Origin of the sequence: Alkalihalobacillus sp. CinArs1, assembly GCF_947387515.1 — a bacterium.
Lineage (GTDB): Bacteria > Bacillota > Bacilli > Bacillales > Guptibacillaceae > Guptibacillus.
The window spans coordinates 1,353,774-1,369,938 of the sequence record NZ_CANDOB010000002.1 but is presented as its reverse complement, the minus strand read 5'-3'; the positions used below and the strand labels follow the sequence as shown (position 1 = coordinate 1,369,938).

The window sequence follows — 16,165 nt, the reverse complement described above, 5'->3', positions numbered from 1 at the left end:
ATGGCGCGCCCGAGAGGAGTCGAACCCCTAACCTTCTGATCCGTAGTCAGACGCTCTATCCAATTGAGCTACGGGCGCATACCTATGTGATTCTAATGGTGCGGGTGAAGGGACTCGAACCCCCACGTCGTAAGACACTAGATCCTAAGTCTAGCGCGTCTGCCAATTCCGCCACACCCGCGTGTGTGGTGCCGGCCAGAGGACTTGAACCCCCAACCTACTGATTACAAGTCAGTTGCTCTACCAATTGAGCTAGACCGGCGAAGTATTTTTATAGAGAAAGAATGGTGGAGGATGACGGGCTCGAACCGCCGACCCTCTGCTTGTAAGGCAGATGCTCTCCCAGCTGAGCTAATCCTCCAAATAAAAAGCGACCTCTATATTATATAACTACTTGTCCATTCACGTCAACACTTTTTTTCAAAGACATTATGTCGAAAAACGTTGTTTATGAGGACAAGATTTATATTATCAATAATCTTACTAGATTGCAATAGTTTTTCACATAAAAAAAAGCAAGGGATTTAATCCCCTGCTTATACTGATGATTGAACAAGAGTTTTATTTTTCTTTGGAGGCGCACTGCGTTCAGGATATTTCTTAGCTACCACTTCAACATCTACCTTACGATACTCTCGAATATTAGAGGCTTCCCTTAGTAGCTGATCTTCAACATAGTGACGCTTTCGTTTCAATAAAACCCCTCCTCATACTTAGTAACCCCTAGTTACCCTCTTTAGACCAATCATAAACCTGGTCTTTATTACCATATTTAAGCTGGTAATGATAGGTAGGATATAATGTATTCCTCTAGAGCACGTATTATGAACAGTCAATTGAAAAATGAAACTTGTTTATTTTTTCACCGGTAGCTTTTTCTAGAAACGTCACTTCTCCTTCGTTAGAGACCATAACGATCGTTTGTGCTCTGGTGCCATACTTTTCAGATTTAATATAGATGGGCGACAAAAGTCTTTCCCATTCTAGCGGGATACCTGTGTTTGGAAGATCTTTATCTGGCGCTGGTTCAGCATGATCAAGTAATTTGAACAGCTGATCAGAGTCAATCTCTTTAGTTTGGTCAAGATAATCTGATAGTTCTCTCTTGATTCGATCCACTTTGGGCCAGCTTGTATTCAACAGGTGATTACTTACAGCATGAATGCCCGACTCAACTTTCCTAACCTCGTTCTCCCGGTTTGAATAGTAAAAGAACTCATTTACATTACCCACAAACAAGTTGAAACCATTGTAGTGATCCTTTTGTTCCTGCACACTCTTTAAATAATCGTATGGATGAATAGACTGCGTGAGGTAATTGACAGGCAGCTCCCCTCTTGACCGCTCCTTACGATCTTCATTAGGCTCTCGAAAATTTGTTAATGCAGCAATGTTACCCTCAGTCGTAATTCCAAGCCATGTACCTTTTGCTCTTAGGTCTCTTCCAGCTAAAAGGTTAGTATAATCAGTCCAATAATGAGCCCTTTCAGTGGGTCGTTCGTAGAATTCATCTCGATTAGCAATTAAAATGAATGGGTATTTTCGGTTAACATCGATTGCAACTGCGATTAAACACATACGATTTGCCGCCTTCCGATAAGCAGAGGAGCACAGTGTTAACCACTGTGCTCCTTCAACCCTTTATTGTATCAACTTAACCAGCACAAGATGATGAACAGTAACGTTGTTGTGAGTCCAAGCACTCATCACAAACGATGTGTAGTTTATCACACTCTACATTTGCGCAGTTAATGTAAGTGTCTGCATGTGTGCCGCAATGATAGCATGTTCCAACTACCTTTGCTTCATCCGTTTGATTGACATCAACAGCTAAGCGATCGTCAAACACAAAACACTTACCATCAAAATATTTCCCTTGTACTTCTGGGTCTTTGCCATATGTTACGATCCCACCATGAAGCTGAGATACATCATTAAAACCTTTCTTCTTCAAATAACCAGAAAACTTTTCGCAACGAATTCCACCTGTACAATACGTGAGTACTTTTTTGTCCTTTTGATCTGATAAGTTCTCTTCAATCCATTCCGGTAATTCACGAAACGCTTTTATATTCGGTCGAATTGCATTTCTGAAGTGACCGATATCATATTCATAGTCATTTCTCGCATCAATAACGATAACATCATCTCGTTCAAGTGCATTCATAAACTCTTTTGGCTCAAGATAATTTCCCGTAAGCTCATTTGGATCGATATCCTCATCAAGACGGAGTGATACGATCTCATTTCTAGCTCGAACGTGCATTTTTTTAAATGTGTGAGCTTCCGCTTCATCGATCTTAAATTCAATATCAGAAAAACGAGGATCGTTCCTTAACTCTTGAATGTATTGCTCAGTGTATTCTTTTAGTCCTGAGACGGTACCATTTATGCCTTCTTTACCTACGAGTATTCTACCTTTTAAGTCTAGAGACTTACAGAATTTCAAATGCTTTCTAGCAAAGTACTCGGGATCTTCTATTTCTACATACTTATAATATAACAGCACTTGATATGCTGAAGCTTCTGATTGCAAGTCAAAAACCACCTTCTGCGTATTCTAAAATCAGTATTAAATCTTACCTGATTTCTGATGTGATGTAAAGATGATTCTCACGATGTAAAGTATTCATCCTTAAGCTTTTCCAACTCGATTAAAGAAGCCTCTGCCCATCTTCCACCTTCGTGTTTTAGTTCGTTGACTTGTGTGTCCACCGCTTCCTTTAACGACTCGAGGTAATCTGGAATTTCTTCATCATAGTGGTTGATGGCGGAAATAGGGACAAGCGCTTTTTCGTATTGTGATAGCGCCTTACGCTGGTGAAATAATGGCACGTCGAGCTGCTTCGGGTTGTGCAGGTCCCCTTGTGTTGGGTGCTTGATGACTGCAAGAACCTTTACGACTGCTTTGGGAGATTTTACATCCACGATTTCTCCAATGTATCTCCCTGTTTTATAACCTGCTGTAACGATTTCACCTTGTTCAAATGACTTTTTATCTGCCATGATGTCTTCACTCCTTCACCAATGCTTTTACAACCTGATGATATCACAAAATCCTCCAGGGTCTGGAGGATTTCATCTTGTGAATACATGTTTTCCAATTGTCTTAATGACATGTCTGCTTCGAATCCAATCATCAGTGGCTGTTTTTGGATTATAGTAAAACAATGCCCCGGAGCTTGGATCTTCACCTTTTAATGCTTCATATGCTGCAAGGTAAGCCTTTTTTCCAGGTTTCTTGCTATATTGACCGTCAGATACTGCTGTATATGCTCCACTCTGAAAGATAACCTCTTTGATCGAATTTGGGAACTTTGATGAACGAACACGGTTTAGCGTAACAGCCGCAACTGCCACTTTCCCTTCGAACGATTCTCCTCTAGCTTCACCATTTATCAATCGAGCTAGCATTTCAACTTCTTTTACAGAGTATTTTTTAACTGATAATTGGTGACCTTTTACTTCTTTTACATCATTCATATTATTAATAGGTAGGTTCATTCGTAATGCTACCTGGTGCTTTGTTTCTGGATCAGGTTTTGTTTCTTTAGGAGTATCTAATTCTCGTGTAGGCACTTTCGTTTCTGCTTTAACCGAAGTAACTGCTTCAACCTGATGTGATTGATAAGAGATCAGATTTATGAAAAGAGTCATAATCATTAACAATGATACATGTTTTTTCACTTAGCCTCACCCTTCCTATCTCTCAAAATCGTCACAGTTAGAAAGGTTAGAGCATATTCATCATCATTTCAATAGGAAATCGAAGGCCGTATTTCCAGAAAACCGTACAACATGAAACTTATTCCACCTTATTTAAATTCACTATTTGCTAAAACTTGCAACGTCAATTCGTCACTAGGTGGGTTATGGAGTCCTGCTCGTACGTCTCTATATAAACGTTCAATCTTGTTCTTTTTCATTAAACTTCTACCACCGATTATCCTCATAGAAAGGTCGACTACGTCGATTGCCGCGTTTACTGCTTGATGTTTCGCAGCGAATAGCTGTGACTGCATCTGCATTCGCTCTTCAGGATACTTATCCCATTGATCGGCAACAGAATATAGAAAATGGCGTGCACTCAATAGTTTTAATGAAATCTGTCCAATCTTATCTTGAATATGAGGCACTTCACTCAATGGTTTATCCAAACTGTTCGGCTGATACGTATTTACGAATTCGATCGCTTCCTGCTTAGCTGCTTCAGCAATTCCAAGGTAAACCGCAGGTATATGCAACAGCCATCCAGGTGGTATAGCTTTCGTTTTCCGCTCTTTGTCATACACTTCTAATAATCGTTCAGCAGGGACATGGACACCATTAAGAACAAGATCATCACTCCTCGTACCCCGCATGCCAATTACATCCCAAGTTTCTTCAATAGAAACTCCTTCATCTTTCATAGAAATGAGGAAATCGCAAGCTTCCTCACTGTCTTCCAAAGTCGCTTTCACAATCACCTGATCGAGATGAGTACTAAGAGTTGTAAACGTCTTTCTACCTGTCAAACGATATCCTGAATCAACTCTCTTAGCAATCGTTACAGGTAGCCCACCTCTCGTAGGGTCCCCTGTCTTTTCCTCTGTTTGAGCACGATTAATGATCGTTCCTTCTACAACATCTCTAGAAAGTCTCCCGAATGTAATGTCGTTCCACGGTCGTCGATCGTTTAGATCTTTCAAAATACCAAGATGCCAGCCGATCGAAAGCGCAGTAGCCCCCTCTCCTTTACCTAGCTCTTCTTGAATTAAAACAAGCTCATATAAAGAAAGGTCTTCTCCACCATATTGCTTTGGAACAGGTAGCGCTGAGTAACCAGATGTTCTGAACCGATCTAGAATCGATGTTGGAATACTCGCTTCTTCATCGATTTTCGATGCGAATTCCTGTAACTCTTCACTTAAATCCTGCGCTAAATGATGAAGTTTTTCTTCACGCTCATTACGAATAAATTTTTCTATCAAATAAGTCACCTTCCTTTAGTTGACTACTTATCACCGTTCAATTACGATAAAAGCAAATTAAGTTCTTATATTTAACAGTTCATCGATTCGGTCTTGCTTGAAGCCGATAATTACTTCTTCATCGATCACGATCGTAGGCGTAGACATCGATTTATGAGTATTGATCAATTCATCACGAGCTCTTGCATCTTCTTTAATATTAAGCAGCTCATATTCTATCCCATTCACATCGAAATATTGTTTAACAAACTCACACGGCGGACAAGCAGGCTGCGTGTAAACTTTTACATTCTTCATAAACGTCACTTCCCTAATAGAATCTTTTCCGTATAAAACATATCACCAGCGTTTCATACTTGCAACACATCTGTTCTTTAAAACGTTTGTTCCCGATCGATGAAGGGAATTATGCCGACAAGTAGTTGAAACTTTTTTTGAAGATAGAACGTATAAGGTATTACATGGTACCCAACTTTTCATTCTTTTGAAGGAGTGACATATATGAACAACTTACCTGAACAAAATGATAAACAGCGAGAAAAAGCGGAAGAAATTATCCAGAGCTTTTATAATGAAGATGACTCTGATAAAATCCTACAATCTTTATCAGGATTAGGAGAAGATGCTCAGAGGAACGCAGGGCAATCTTTAGAAGCGTTAAAACGTCCTGTAAAAGGAATGATCGATCAACCAGATAATGATCTTCCTGAAAACCTCCACAAGCTAAGGGAGCATGTATCTGAACTAGAACCGACTTATTTAAAGAAAACTAAGTTCAACAAGCTAATGAACAAAGTTCTTGGACGTAATGAAATCGAACAGTATGCAAAAAAGTATAAGACCGTTGAATCTCAAGTAGAGGTTATTGTTGAGTCATTATTAACAGGCAGAGACAAACTTCAAGAAGACAACTTGATGTTGAGAGAACTCAAAGATGTTGCACGTGAAAGGATCGGCGGATTAGAAGAGCAAATGGAACTTGGACAGACGTTGATGACGATGCTTGATGAAGAAGCTGCGAAAGATGAATGGAAGGAAAATCCTCTACCCATTCAAAAAGCTCAACAAAAAGTGGTCAGCCGCGTTAAAAATATGTCACAAGCTGTAATGGTATTGAGGCAATCGATGGCTTCCGTTGATCTAATCATAGAAAATAACGAAAAGCTAGAAGAAGCGATTTTCAATGCTGTTACGATGACGAAAAACATCATCACAGTTACCGCTTCCATCCAACTTGCACTTGGTAATCAGCAAAAAGTTATCACAGCTGTTCAAAATGTGAATGAAGCAACGGAATCAATGCTACTTCGAAATGCAGAAATGCTCAAACAGAACACCGAGGAAACGATTAAAACTCTTGAAAAACCTGCAATTGCGATCGAATCTTTCCGCAAAGCTTATAACGACGTATTCGAAGCGATCGATCTTACAGAAAAATCGAACGCTAGAATCATCGATAGTGGAAAACTATTTATTACTGAGATGGAACAACTCAACAATGAAATGAAGCTTAAGCTTGACGGATCAACTGTAAAGCAAAAGCAGCTTTCTGAAGCTGCAGACCGTCTATAAGACTGGAGGTTATGAACGTGGGGCTACTAAACTCTCCTGAATATCAATGGGTGGAGAAATTTTTGCCTCCCAGATTTAAAACTGTGGAATCATCGTTATTACAAGACGTAGGTTCCTATGAATTTTTAAATTTTGCAGAGCAACTATTAGATGAATTTATTCATAAAATCTCAAACGATTCTCACAAACAAGAAAAATGGAAGCGAACAGAAAAAGGATTTACTATTTTCTTAAAGATCAAACGGAATCTCATTCTTTTTTCAGGGTATGACAGCCAAAAAACTCGCTCTTCTACCCCAAAAAAATTCTTTATACAATGGCAAAGACAAGTTAAGTCTTCGAGTGAACATGGGAAATGTAAACAGGGGTTGATCTTAATCAATGATCGCGGACGAATCATCAAGCGAAGTGTGAAACGGTCCCCTTATTTTTCCGGCATCTTTCATCGAATTAAACAATTAGATCGAGCTCTATTAGGTCCAAAATACGTAGCCCATGCGCCTCAAATTGATGCTACTTTACAAGAAAATGTACAGTTGGTCGAACAGCTTTTGAAAGACCCATCTATCAAAGGGGTTATTTATTCAAGAGCAAACCGACTGTTAAATCTCATCAGTACGATGTTACCTGAACTAGACCTTCTTGATATCGAGGAAAGACACACTGTGAAACGAATGCTATCCACTGAAATCCCTGACCTTTTAGGAGGATATATCGGTTTATCTAAGGATAATAAAGAATTAAGACACGGTGACCTGTTTCAGGCGTTATGTAAAATGGAACTAACACTTCATCAACTGTTGGAAAAGTTAGAGCAACTAAGATTATCTAAAGTTGACCACCTCTTAAAAGTTAACAAGATGAGATACGATAACGATTAAAAGCTAGCTGTCAAAAAAGACAGCTAGCTTTTATTATACTTCTTGCTCTATATTTTCTTTCATGATCGCTTGAATGCGTTCTGTTACTTCTTCTTCTGATAGTCCGTGTTCTTCCACATAGCGATTACGTGGAGATACTCGGCATTCATGAGAACACCCTCGCAAGTATTTATGCTCATTCTCTTCAGAAGTAATGATTTGCTTATTACAATCTGGATTTGCGCAGTTGACGTATCTCTCACAAGGCTCACCAGTGAAATGGTCTTTACCAACGATCACGTGCTCTTTTTGATTGATCGGAACAGAAATCCGCTCATCGAATACGTAACACTGACCGTTCCAGTATTCACCTTTCGTTTCCTCGTCTTTACCGTACGTAACGATGCCACCATCAAGCTGGTTCACATCTTCAAAGCCCTGATTGATCATCCAGCCAGTGAATTTTTCACAACGAATACCACCAGTACAATAAGTTAGGATCTTCTTATCTTTTTTATCAGCAAGATTTTCCTGCACCCACTCTGGTAAATCTCGGAAGTTCTTAATATCTGGATTTATCGCACCTTTGAAATGACCAAGCTCATACTCATAGTCATTACGAGTATCTAAAATGATGACGTCCTCATCCTGCATCGCTTCACGCCATTCTTTAGGGGATAAGTGCTTTCCACCTACTTTGGTAGGATTGTGGTTATCCTCTAATCGAAGAGTTACCAATTCAGGCCGTTCACGAACGTGCATCTTTTTAAACGCATGCTCATCTGCTTCGTCTATCTTAAAGAAAAGATCAGAAAAACGTTCGTCAGCATGCATCATATCCATATAAGCTTGAGTTTGCTCAACTGTTCCAGAAAGCGTTCCATTGATGCCTTCTTCAGCAACAAGGATTCTGCCCTTTAATTCATGTTCGTTACAAAACTCCTGGTGTTTCTCCACAAACTCTCCAGGATTATCGATTTGTACATATTTATAATACAATAATACGCGATAGTCTTTATTGCTCATAATCGTATCTCCTTTATTTCACTGTTTCCATAACAGGCTCAACCGCTCCAAAATATTATTATAATAAATTCTCGCTAGAATGCAAATAGATGGTTTTGAATTACCATATGGTTTCAGGGATGAGCACAGTAAGGAAGCTAAACGATTTCAATTGATGGTTTTACAAATACCTTCACATTTCCTTTGATGGCACGTGTGATCATGCACCCATCTTCTGCTCGTTCTGCAATGTCCATGATCTGTTGTCTCAGTGATTCATCAGGAGATTCCTTCAAATAGACAACTGGGAAATGGTGAATCGATTCAACATGTATTCTTCCTTCTTCACTCACAATTAATTTAGATGAGATTTGAATATCGTCAAAAGGAATCTTTTTTGCTTCAAGATAAAGTCCAAGCGTCATAAAATAACAAGCTGCAGAAGAGCTAAGCAATAGTTCATCAGGGTTGGTGCCTTCATCTAACCCCCCCATTGACGTTGGGATCGTTACACTTGCTGAAAGATTTTCAGAATGAATTTCACCTATCCCAGTTCTCCCGCCTTTGTAGCTTCCCTTTAGCTCAAATACATGTTCCATCCTACATACCTCCATCTAATTTTTCTTATAAGAAAACTCCACTCTTGGAACAGAGTGGAGGTTGATTTAACAATATTGCTCGAAAGCTCCTGTCAAGTTTTCCACGATGTCTTCAACTTCGTGATCTTCAATTTCTTCACGAGGAATGAAATGGAGAACCTGGCCATCTTTCATCAACGCCATGGAAGGAGAAGAAGGTTCGTATCCTTCTAGATACTCTCTCATTTGGGCAGTTGCTTCACGATCTTGTCCGGCAAACACTGTCACAATATGATCTGGTTTCTTTTCATGTTCAATTGCTTCACGAGCTGCTGGTCGCGCTAAACCTGCCGCACAGCCGCAGACAGAATTGATCACAACTAGTGTTGTACCTTTCGTGCCAGTTACAAATTCTGCAACATCTTCAGCAGTGGTGAGTTCTTTAAAACCTGCAGAAGTTAATTCGTCTCGCATCGGCTGAGCCATTTGTTTCATATATTCTTCATATGGATTCATTATGAGAACCTCCTCTTATTTCGATTTCCGTGCTTGCGTCATTTGATGCCATACTGAGCCTTTTGCTTCTTCGCCACCCTTAATACGCTCAAGCGCCATCCTTGCTTGCATCTTTACTTCGAACTCTGGATCTTCTGTTGCCTGTTCTAAAGCAGGTACTGCTGATTCATCGCCTACCTCGTATAAGAACATGGCAGCCCTCCAACGAACAAGCTTGTTTTTATCAGATAGGGCTTCCACCATTTCAGGAATTGCTTCTACATAACCTAAATCAGACATACAGTCTCCCGCAGTACGTCTCACAGTCACTGACTTATCTTTCAACGCTTTATATAGTAGAGGCAAGACGTCTTTTGATTCGATCATCCCAAGATAAACAGCAGCTAGTCTACGTATAGAAGCCTTTTCATCTTGTAGCGCTTTTTCTAGTAAAGGAAGGTCGGTGATTTCTGGATCTAATCGATCTAGAGCAGCATATCTTTCCTTCCATTCTGGATGGTCGAGCATCTCAAGCGTAACATGCTTCTTTTCTTGTTTTCTTGAATCAGGCTGTCCTGGGTTAAAAGCATCTTTCACAAGTGCCCCAAGTCTTTTTTCATCATAAGTTGCAGATACTTCCTCAGTGACTTCAACGCCAACTTCTTCCGGAGAACCATAGCGAGGATTTTGCTCTTTCCACTCTCGTTCCATTACCATATTGTCAGAAGCTGAAGAAGCATCCATCGCCGCTTTCATAAATCGATCAGGTAGACCGAAACGATGTTCTTCTTCACCATCGAGCAGCTTTACCTGCATAGGAATACCTCTAAACATTTGAATGAACACTTTTACTTCGCCGAAATCATCGTCAACGGCATCCTTCGAATTGCTCGTTTCATTCGTTTCTTGTCCAAATGCTGCCCTTGCGCCAGGTAAGATATCTTCCCAGGCAAATCTTGCATTACGTTCTAAAGCAATAAAGTCCATTACATGATAGATTTCTTTTACACCAGGAACTTCCATTAGCTGTTGAATATAATCCGGCGCGTCAGCAAGGTCACTCCCCTGCTTATACTGGCGCGTATCCCCTGCGGCTAATGATTCGTTCAGGTTGATTTTCATCGAATTTGGACTCGGTGTTGGTTCGATCGATACGATCTTCATAGAACCTCCCCCTTCTTCAAGTGATTTTATCATAAGTGATTAACATGTACCATTAAGACCCATCACTCATTAAGTGTAACAACCGTCGCATTTTCTTTGTACTCATAATAATAACTTAATACATCATCCACATATTCATCACTATGGTTGTAAGCATACAGAGCGGTTTCTAACTTACCTTCACTCGCTCCGTTAGCTGATAGATAACTTGCGGCTGTGAATGCTGCATCAGTAATATTGTATGGGTCTGCTTTGCCATCCCCGTTTCCGTCTTTTCCATAGCCGCCGTATTTATTAATCAAGGCAGGATCAGTGATATCGATATCGTCACCCGCATTCAATTTTCCTAAGGCACTACCTTCATATTGCCAACCAAGCCATGTACGAGGCATGAACTGGTAATGGCCGATGGCCCCTTTTGGACTTTCTAGAGATGCCATCGTTGAAAATTTGGTCTCTACGCGATGCACCGCAGCAAGTAATTCCCACTGTATGTCATACTCTTCAGCAGCTTTTTTATACGTATCGACGTATTCTTCCGGAATATGAGACTTCGATAATTGAAAACGGAACGGTTCACTGTTCCCTTGCAGGAAAAGTGCGATTATGACACTTGCTATAATCGTAGTTATTATCAATCGTGCAGGTCGTTTCAACGTTGCCCTCTTCCTTCCTATTTTCGTTCGTTGATGTCTGTAAATTCTTCGCTTGGAAGATGGATCCATTTTCCTAAATAACCGTGATCGAATAGCGCCTTAATTAGAATTAATAAAATTGGCGAGAGAATGACCCCAGCAATCCCGAACAGTGATAGAGAAATGATCATAAAGGAGAGAATTGTAAACGCAGACACACCTAAAGAGTCACCAGTGATTTTCGGCTCCATAATCTGTCTAACAAGCATGACGACTCCTAATAAACCGATTAACCAGAATGCTAGTGTAGTCTGACCCACAATGAACAAATAAATCGCCCATGGTAAGAAGATTGCAGATACGCCTAGCAATGGAAGAATATCAAAAAACGCTGCTAACAATGCGATCGTAAAAGCATTATCTACTCTTAATATCCATAGCCCGCAAAGAACAAGAACAAACGTAATCATGATTAGTTTTAGCTGAGCTTTAACATAAGCACCAATCCCACTAAGAACGTTTTCTTTTAAGAAATAATATGCTTTCTTAAATGTGTTAGGCGTGCGTTTGTTCGCGATTCGTTTCCACATTTCGATTTCTACACTCAAAAAATACGCAAGAACGATGCCGATCACAAAATTGATAATTAACGTAGGGATCGATGTCACAAAAGAAAAGATGCCATTAAGAAATCCAGTCAATATAAACGAAGCTTTCTCAACAACGGTAACGGAGTATTCTTGTGCTTTAAGTAAGACATCAGGTGGTAATGCATTCATCTGGAGCTGAGCCCACTCAACATAATTCAACACCTGCTCTTGAAAGATGTCTACATAGCCAGGAATCAAAGATATTAGGTTTTGTAATTGCACGACAAAAATGGCACCAGCAAGAAAGACTACACTTAATACGACTAAAACAAACAGCAGGGTCGAAATCGTTGTTGCTACTGTTTTTCCCAAACCTTTTCTATGTAAAAACCTAGCGAACGGTTCGATGATCAAGAAAATAACATATCCAACAAAGATAGGAGCTGCAATATCAAACAAAAAGCTAAAAACAAACATGATTAAAAATACTGTTAAGACAATCAAACCAATATCGAAAGCAGTACGAGCATATTGCCTATAAAACGTTAACATTTCTTCACCTCTTGTCACTCTTATGACGTAAGCATATCTTTTTTACGCTCTCTTTTCCATAAAAAAAGGGCTTAGATCCCTATTTTTTATGTGTGCAGATGAAACAATGGCTTTTCAGAAGGTTTGCCAAAATAATAGCCTTGGCCTAGTGAGATTCCAATATCGTTACAGAAGTCAGCTTCTTCTTTCCGTTCGATACCCTCAGCTAATAGTTGGATTCCTTCTTCATTTGCGAGTTTCGCAATTTCGCGCAATGCATCCTGTTTACTCCTATCCCTATAACATTGATCGATAAATTGTCGATCGATCTTTGCGTAATCAGGTTTTAAGGCTAGTAGAATTTCCTTTGTTGCATACCCAGTCCCTAAATCATCGAGAGCGACTTTCATGCCTTCTTGTTTATAAGAAGTAAAGATTTTCTTCAAATGGTCGATGCGTTGAATCTGCTCCGTTTCCACCACTTCAAACACCAGATCACCAGGATTTACGTTATAGTCTTCAACTGCTCGAAATGTCGTCTTCAAGCAATGAGCAGGGTCATAAATAGAAGAAGGTAAAAAGTTAATAAATCTCTTGATTCCATTCGGAAGGAACTTTGAACTGATTTCAATCGCTTTGGTTCGAGCTGCGCTATCTAAAAAGGATTGTAAACCAGAGTTTTGAGCCATTTCAAAAAGTTTGAAGGGCTGAAATGAGTAATGATCATTAGTAGGTCTCAATAGAAATTCATATGCAACGGTTTCGTTTCTTTCAAGTGATAAGATCGGCTGCATGTGTGCAGTAAACAGACCTTCTTGCATTATGGTGATATAGTTCAGATTCTGCAACCGAACATAAAAATGCGGAAAAGCTATCGCAGGCTTCTTATCATCACGTAAAGTTAAAGTAGCACAGCTAAATGTTTTTGAAGCGTTTGAACTAAAATGATCGTCAATCCGACTACATATGTCTGTCAAATCAGTAAGGTTGTCATACGGGATTAAAAAGCTTTCTCCTGAAAGGTTAAATAAAGCGTTTAAACTTTCTAACAATATCGGGGAAGGCGTCGTAATTTCGAAGATACCATTCGGCAAGACTTTTGGAATAAATCCACAATTATTACAGAGCAAGTTTATCATCATCTCCTTATCATAAGAAAAGACAGGGGAATGCCCCCTGTCTTCCTACACTATAACTCTATTTTAAGAGGTTTTCATATAGGTCTGAATAAGTTTCAGCAGACTTTTCCCAAGAGTAATTCAATCGCATCGCACGTTCAACGAGCTTTCTCCATGTAAGACTTTCGTGATGGTAGTAGTGTAATGCGAGTCGAATCGTACTTAGCATATCGTGAGCATTATAATCAGCAAAACTGAAGCCATGCCCTTCACCCGTATACTTATTGTAAGGTTGTACCGTGTCCTTCAGTCCACCTGTTTCTCGAACGATCGGTAAACTTCCATATCGTAGTGCTATGAGCTGACTGATCCCACATGGTTCAAATTGAGAAGGCATTAGAAATAGATCGGAGGCTGCATAAAGCTGTCTTGCAAAGTCATCATTAAAATAAATGTTAGCCGAAAATCTACCTGGGTATCGATGCTCAGCCTCTCTAAGCATGTGCTCGTAGTGCTCATCTCCAGTTCCAAGAACGACAACCTGTACTTTTTCTTCCATGATCTCTGGAAGTACTCTGAAGAATAAGTCCATTCCCTTTTGCTCAACAAGCCGAGTGATCATAGATATCATTGGAATACCTTCACCTTTTTGAAGACCAAGCTTTTCCTGAAGATCGACTTTGTTTTTTTCTTTTAGAAGAAATGATGCATGGTACGTATATTTTAACGCAGCATCTGTTGATGGATCATAAAGCTCGCTATCGATTCCGTTAATGATTCCTTTGAAATCAGCTTCTCTCTTCCTTAGGATCCCATCTAGATATTCTCCAAAATAAGGCTGCTTGATTTCATCAGCATAAGAAGGGCTTACAGTCGTAATATAGTCCGAGTATGTAAGTCCGCCTTTCATAAAACTTACGTTACCGTGAAATTCTACACCCTCATTCGTGAAATGTAATTCACTCAAGTCCAGAAGGTCATGAAGGATGTCTTTTGGAAATATCCCTTGATAGCGTAAATTATGAATCGTGTACACGGTCTTGATGCTATCGTAGTGAGGATGATTACGGTAATGCGCTTTTTTCAATACTGGTACCATCCCAGTTTGCCAATCATGACAGTGGAGGATATCTGGTCGTTCATCCAAGTAAGGAATGGCTTCTAAGACCGCTCTACAGAAGAAAGAAAACCTCTCTCCGTCATCGTAATATCCATAGCTACCACTTCTTTTAAAGTAGTATTCATTGTCGATAAAGTAATACGTAATACCATTGTACCTAAGTGTTTCGATACCACAATATTGATGTCTCCATCCAACTGGTACCGTGATTGCTTCTTTTAGCTCAAGTTTTTCTTTAAACGATTCATTCATATCCTCATATTTTGGGAGGATGACAGATACGTTGATCCCTTGCTTTTGTAGTTCCTTCGGTAAAGCACCGATCACATCACCAAGGCCTCCCGTTTTAATGAACGGGTGGCCTTCGGATGCGGCAAACAATACATTCATGAATTGTTCCCTCCTGCTAAATAACTGTAGACTTTGCAATTACTCTCGGTTCATCTTCAGATGTCACTTTTTCATGTGGTGAGACGGATACATCCTTATCAAGGATAACGTTCTCAATAACAGCGCCCTCACCGATTTCACACTTCTGCATGATGATACTGTTACGAATAATCGCACCTTTTCCTACTCTGATTCCTCTAAATAAAATACTATTTTCGACTGTCCCTGAAATCTTGCAGCCATTGGCAATCAAGGAATTAGCAACGGTTGAAGACTCATCATACTTAGCAGGTGCCTCATGCTTAACCTTCGTATAGATCGGACCTTTGTTGTAAAAGAGTTCCTGAGTTACATTTGGGTCAAGCAGTTCCATGCTATAGCGGTAATAGCTCTCAACGTTATCGATAAATGTCACGTAGCCGCCGAAATGACAGCCGTGAACATTGTAACGCTCTAAGTTACTCGCTATTGCCTCATTAACTGACTTGTATTTACCCGTCTCCATGCTCTCTTCAACGATTGAAATAAGAAGGGATGACTTCATCACGAAGGTATTCAGGTACACATCGTCCCCAGGCAGTGGCTCTACATCAAGATTTAGCTTTTCAACACGATTTTCTTCATTCGTATAAAGAACATTGTACGTATTGCCACTTACATAAGGATCATCACATGGTTTATATACTAACGTAATATCCGCACCGTTTTCTTCGTGTTCATCGATTACGCTGTTAAAATCTACATTCCATACTAACTTTCCATTCGTTACGACAACATAGTTTGAAAGACTACGCTTAAAGTATGATAGATTCTCATAAAATGAACGGATATCACCATTTTCGATTCGTTCCTCACTTGCTGGAGGCTGGAAGAACAATCCGCCTTGATGTCTATCTAAATCCCATTCTTTCCCTGACCCTAGATGATCTAGTAAAGAACGGTATTTCTCTCTTGTGAAAACAGCAACCGTATTAATACCTGCATTCGTCATGCTTGACAGTGAAAAATCGATCAATCGATATCGCCCTGCAAAAGGAACAGAGGCAAAGCTCCGATGACTTGTTAATTCGCTAAGATCATTCTTTTCATCGATTAAGTTAATGACACCTACTACTTTTCTCATCGTTCATCCTCCTG

The 16,165-nt window shown here is 39.8% G+C and carries 18 protein-coding genes and 4 tRNA genes; 2 read left to right on the top strand and 20 right to left on the bottom strand.

The features are described from left to right. Nucleotide 1: 1 nt before the first annotated feature. From PFZ69_RS15815 to PFZ69_RS15765, 11 genes are all read right to left on the bottom strand, one after another. A tRNA-Arg gene (locus PFZ69_RS15815) sits at nucleotides 2-78 on the bottom strand. An 18-nt stretch (nucleotides 79-96) separates the two neighbouring features. Next, nucleotides 97-181 (bottom strand) — tRNA-Leu (locus PFZ69_RS15810). Nucleotides 182-186: 5 nt separating this feature from the next. After that, a tRNA-Thr gene (locus PFZ69_RS15805) sits at nucleotides 187-262 on the bottom strand. A gap of 23 nt (nucleotides 263-285) precedes the next feature. Further along, nucleotides 286-361, bottom strand: a tRNA-Val gene (locus tag PFZ69_RS15800). 175 nt (nucleotides 362-536) lie between these two features. Then, nucleotides 537-695: a hypothetical protein gene (locus tag PFZ69_RS15795; RefSeq protein ID WP_270182004.1), complete on the bottom strand. Its 159-nt coding sequence runs from the start codon at nucleotides 693-695 to the stop codon at nucleotides 537-539. A gap of 127 nt (nucleotides 696-822) precedes the next feature. After that, a complete protein-coding gene (locus PFZ69_RS15790) occupies nucleotides 823-1,578 on the bottom strand; it encodes an NRDE family protein (RefSeq protein ID WP_270182003.1) in 756 nt (251 codons plus the stop codon). Between the two features lie 76 nt (nucleotides 1,579-1,654). Then, on the bottom strand, nucleotides 1,655-2,536 hold the full coding sequence (gene trhO, locus PFZ69_RS15785; protein ID WP_270182002.1) for an oxygen-dependent tRNA uridine(34) hydroxylase TrhO: 882 nt from the start codon (nucleotides 2,534-2,536) through the stop codon (nucleotides 1,655-1,657). Between the two features lie 77 nt (nucleotides 2,537-2,613). Beyond that, nucleotides 2,614-3,006 (bottom strand): kinase-associated lipoprotein B, encoded by a 393-nt coding sequence (locus PFZ69_RS15780; protein ID WP_270182001.1) that lies wholly within the window; start codon nucleotides 3,004-3,006, stop codon nucleotides 2,614-2,616. A gap of 72 nt (nucleotides 3,007-3,078) precedes the next feature. Beyond that, on the bottom strand, nucleotides 3,079-3,687 hold the full coding sequence (locus tag PFZ69_RS15775; RefSeq protein WP_270182000.1) for a cell wall hydrolase: 609 nt from the start codon (nucleotides 3,685-3,687) through the stop codon (nucleotides 3,079-3,081). 128 nt (nucleotides 3,688-3,815) lie between these two features. Beyond that, entirely contained in the window at nucleotides 3,816-4,979 is a 1,164-nt protein-coding gene (locus PFZ69_RS15770) for an acyl-CoA dehydrogenase family protein (RefSeq protein WP_270181999.1), read from the bottom strand. A gap of 48 nt (nucleotides 4,980-5,027) precedes the next feature. Beyond that, nucleotides 5,028-5,267, bottom strand: a complete 240-nt coding sequence (locus PFZ69_RS15765; protein ID WP_270181998.1) for a glutaredoxin domain-containing protein — start codon at nucleotides 5,265-5,267, stop codon at nucleotides 5,028-5,030. Between the two features lie 204 nt (nucleotides 5,268-5,471). Between PFZ69_RS15765 and PFZ69_RS15760 the strand changes: the two genes are divergently transcribed. Together PFZ69_RS15760 and PFZ69_RS15755 are read left to right on the top strand one after the other, a co-directional pair. After that, nucleotides 5,472-6,542 (top strand): toxic anion resistance protein, encoded by a 1,071-nt coding sequence (locus tag PFZ69_RS15760; protein ID WP_270181997.1) that lies wholly within the window; start codon nucleotides 5,472-5,474, stop codon nucleotides 6,540-6,542. 17 nt (nucleotides 6,543-6,559) lie between these two features. After that, the gene (locus tag PFZ69_RS15755) at nucleotides 6,560-7,423 is read left to right on the top strand and encodes a hypothetical protein (protein WP_270181996.1); all 864 of its coding nucleotides are present in this window, start codon (nucleotides 6,560-6,562) and stop codon (nucleotides 7,421-7,423) included. 33 nt (nucleotides 7,424-7,456) lie between these two features. Here the strand turns inward: PFZ69_RS15755 and trhO (PFZ69_RS15750) are convergent, their stop codons facing one another. The 9 genes from trhO (PFZ69_RS15750) to glgD all read right to left on the bottom strand — a co-directional run bounded on the left by trhO (PFZ69_RS15750) (nucleotide 7,457) and on the right by glgD (nucleotide 16,151). Continuing rightward, nucleotides 7,457-8,428 (bottom strand): oxygen-dependent tRNA uridine(34) hydroxylase TrhO, encoded by a 972-nt coding sequence (gene trhO, locus PFZ69_RS15750; RefSeq protein WP_270181995.1) that lies wholly within the window; start codon nucleotides 8,426-8,428, stop codon nucleotides 7,457-7,459. A 137-nt stretch (nucleotides 8,429-8,565) separates the two neighbouring features. After that, nucleotides 8,566-9,006 (bottom strand): OsmC family protein, encoded by a 441-nt coding sequence (locus PFZ69_RS15745; protein WP_270181994.1) that lies wholly within the window; start codon nucleotides 9,004-9,006, stop codon nucleotides 8,566-8,568. Between the two features lie 66 nt (nucleotides 9,007-9,072). After that, nucleotides 9,073-9,504, bottom strand: a complete 432-nt coding sequence (locus PFZ69_RS15740) for a BrxA/BrxB family bacilliredoxin (protein WP_270182070.1) — start codon at nucleotides 9,502-9,504, stop codon at nucleotides 9,073-9,075. A gap of 12 nt (nucleotides 9,505-9,516) precedes the next feature. Then, nucleotides 9,517-10,644 carry a conserved virulence factor C family protein gene (locus PFZ69_RS15735; protein WP_270181993.1) on the bottom strand — a complete coding sequence of 376 codons (1,128 nt, stop codon included), beginning with the start codon at nucleotides 10,642-10,644 and terminating at the stop codon, nucleotides 9,517-9,519. Nucleotides 10,645-10,706: 62 nt separating this feature from the next. Beyond that, nucleotides 10,707-11,300 (bottom strand): lytic transglycosylase domain-containing protein, encoded by a 594-nt coding sequence (locus tag PFZ69_RS15730; protein ID WP_270181992.1) that lies wholly within the window; start codon nucleotides 11,298-11,300, stop codon nucleotides 10,707-10,709. 17 nt (nucleotides 11,301-11,317) lie between these two features. Next, on the bottom strand, nucleotides 11,318-12,421 hold the full coding sequence (gene ytvI, locus PFZ69_RS15725) for a sporulation integral membrane protein YtvI (RefSeq protein ID WP_270181991.1): 1,104 nt from the start codon (nucleotides 12,419-12,421) through the stop codon (nucleotides 11,318-11,320). Nucleotides 12,422-12,507: 86 nt separating this feature from the next. After that, nucleotides 12,508-13,530, bottom strand: a complete 1,023-nt coding sequence (locus PFZ69_RS15720; protein ID WP_270181990.1) for an EAL domain-containing protein — start codon at nucleotides 13,528-13,530, stop codon at nucleotides 12,508-12,510. 67 nt (nucleotides 13,531-13,597) lie between these two features. Next, nucleotides 13,598-15,028, bottom strand: a complete 1,431-nt coding sequence (gene glgA, locus PFZ69_RS15715; protein WP_270181989.1) for a glycogen synthase GlgA — start codon at nucleotides 15,026-15,028, stop codon at nucleotides 13,598-13,600. 16 nt (nucleotides 15,029-15,044) lie between these two features. Further along, nucleotides 15,045-16,151 carry a glucose-1-phosphate adenylyltransferase subunit GlgD gene (gene glgD / locus PFZ69_RS15710; protein WP_270181988.1) on the bottom strand — a complete coding sequence of 369 codons (1,107 nt, stop codon included), beginning with the start codon at nucleotides 16,149-16,151 and terminating at the stop codon, nucleotides 15,045-15,047. Nucleotides 16,152-16,165 lie beyond the last annotated feature (14 nt).